Below are 2,046 nucleotides of genomic sequence, written 5' to 3' on the forward strand. Positions count from 1 at the left end.
CCTTATTGAACAGCTTGTCAATGTTCCGGTTGATCACCTTGTGGCTCTCTTTCCTGATTTTCTGAACGGGATTCTCCTGGGCCCCAAGGGGCTGAAATATCAGGAGAAAAACCATAGCAATCCCCAATGCAAATAGTGGTGTTTTCATGATAGATCCGTTTTGAAATTTCCATCAAGTTAGATGATCCTGAAAGGCAGCGGTATCCCATGTTTGTGTGATATGCAGCACAACTATGTTTCCCCACTGAGGGAATTGCGTATCACACCCGTTACGCAGTGCACCTTATCTTTTCAGGAGCTCGCGAACGTCAATTCTTCCACCCCTGCTTGTCGTGTTGCTATAGCTTCTTGTTGGTTTAATAATTCTGAAAAGAACAAGCAAGCCGATAATAGCAAATAGCAGCATACCTCCGGCCAAAGCAACATCACCTGCCCTTACTCCGGGTATCAGGGCCGCTGAATCGGGAACCTCGGGATCATAATATACATCCACCATTGTTCCCACAGGGTACTCCTGAACGAGGCTTTTTACTGCAGACATATTGCTATTCGAGCTTGTGCTGTTAACGCCTACCTGATGAGAGATGTGCGCTTTCCCCTCAACCTGATAAGTGTACGCTATTAATGCCCCATATTGTGTCTTACCGTCTTTCATCCAGGTTTCAACTTCCGATTTTGTGATGGTACCTTCAGTGGATGGCCAGCTTTTCGACTCGAAAGCATATTTTAAGGGCGGCAAGCCAAAGAAATAAAACATGAGCACACCCGCCAGGGTAAAAATAATTCCCAATGAAGTTGAATTTGATTTACGAGCTCTCTTTTCTGGCTGTGTTATTCCTTGGTCCATATCCGTGTATTTAAATTAAGGTCCTCAACGATACCGGTAAGCAGTATCAGAAAGCGGATATTCGCTTCAATAAAATTGTAATCTACAATGGATTTAAAAAGCCTGGTTTCGAAGAGGTTCTTATCCATTTTAATGGCGATGTAGACCTTTGAGTCGCGAAACGAGAGATACACGTTTGTATTCCATTTTCTCTTGAATTCCACAATGCGCTGCATTAGCGAAGGAGAGAGGATGTAACGTGCTTCCACCTGGTCACTGGCATACACGCAAAACTCCTTTTCAAATTCAGGGTCTTCAAGTTTTATGAGCTCACCCCTCGATGAAAAGGCTTGCAGGTTTTGCCCGAGTTTACCCAGCATCTTTTCCGCAGTGTCGGGCAAAACAAGGGTGTATCCATTAAAATTCTTATTGAAGTCAGCTATAAAAAACACCCCTTTGAAAATGGTAGTGTACTGCTCCTTCCGTTTCGAGCCGGTTCCGCTTGTGGTTTTGTGCCTGCCCACCACTTCCGAAAATTCGATGGCTGTCTTCCCGATTTTTCCTTTAAAATGATCCTCACCGGTGAAACTGTTGCAGTACTTCTGAAAAATACCGCTCTTTGTAAACTCTTCACGGGAAACATAAGCTTCGGGCGAATAAACCAGGTTTTCATCCACGAAGGCTGCAATTTTCAAAACAATTTTGTTTTTGAAGTTCAGCCTGTATTTCTTGCTTGCTACACTGATGACAATTAAGGCTAACACACCAATCAATATCTGAAAATAGGATGTTGCACTTCCCCTGAATCGCCCTACGATTACTATCAGGATGACTGCAATCAGCCCAATGAGCAGCACACGACGGTCAACCTGCTTCCTTTCGTTGTCAAGAATTTTTAGGTCAGGAAGCAGTTTTGCGTCATAAAATTCTTTAAAACTGGCGTAGGCGCTCATGATTCAAACAGACTTCTGGCATGTACATTTTGTCTCTCCACCTCGGGGATTTCGAAAAGTGTCCGTCGCTTATAGCCCATCATACCGGCCATTATATTGGATGGGAAAGTTTCCACTTTGTTATTAAACGTGGTAACGGCGGCATTAAAAGCCCTTCGAGAAGCGGAAATCTGTTCTTCCGCCTCGTTCCATGCGGCCTGCAATTGCAGGAAATTCTGACTGGCTTTCAGGTCAGGATAATTTTCAACGGCGACCATTATCCCTGAA

The 2,046-nt window shown here is 44.1% G+C and carries 3 protein-coding genes; all 3 read right to left on the reverse strand.

Annotated features, from left to right (window positions below; all coding sequences use genetic code 11):
* Nucleotides 1–283: 283 nt before the first annotated feature.
* Complete coding sequence (locus V2I46_14105; protein MEE4178634.1) at nucleotides 284–790, reverse strand: DUF3592 domain-containing protein; 507 nt, start codon at nucleotides 788–790, stop codon at nucleotides 284–286.
* 41 nt (nucleotides 791–831) lie between these two features.
* Nucleotides 832–1,779, reverse strand: a complete 948-nt coding sequence (locus V2I46_14110; GenBank protein ID MEE4178635.1) for a DUF3137 domain-containing protein — start codon at nucleotides 1,777–1,779, stop codon at nucleotides 832–834.
* Nucleotides 1,776–2,046, reverse strand: a 271-nt coding sequence (locus V2I46_14115) for a LemA family protein (GenBank protein MEE4178636.1), incomplete at its 5' end; no start/stop codon positions are given. The genes V2I46_14110 and V2I46_14115, both read right to left, overlap by 4 nt.

The organism is Bacteroides sp. (assembly GCA_036351255.1).
Taxonomy (GTDB): domain Bacteria; phylum Bacteroidota; class Bacteroidia; order Bacteroidales; family UBA7960; genus UBA7960.

Excerpts from the sequence above, each read along its gene's own strand:
- V2I46_14110 (MEE4178635.1), bottom strand. The coding sequence starts at position 1,779 with ATGAGCGCCTACGCCAGTTTTAAAGAATTTTATGACGCAAAACTGCTT.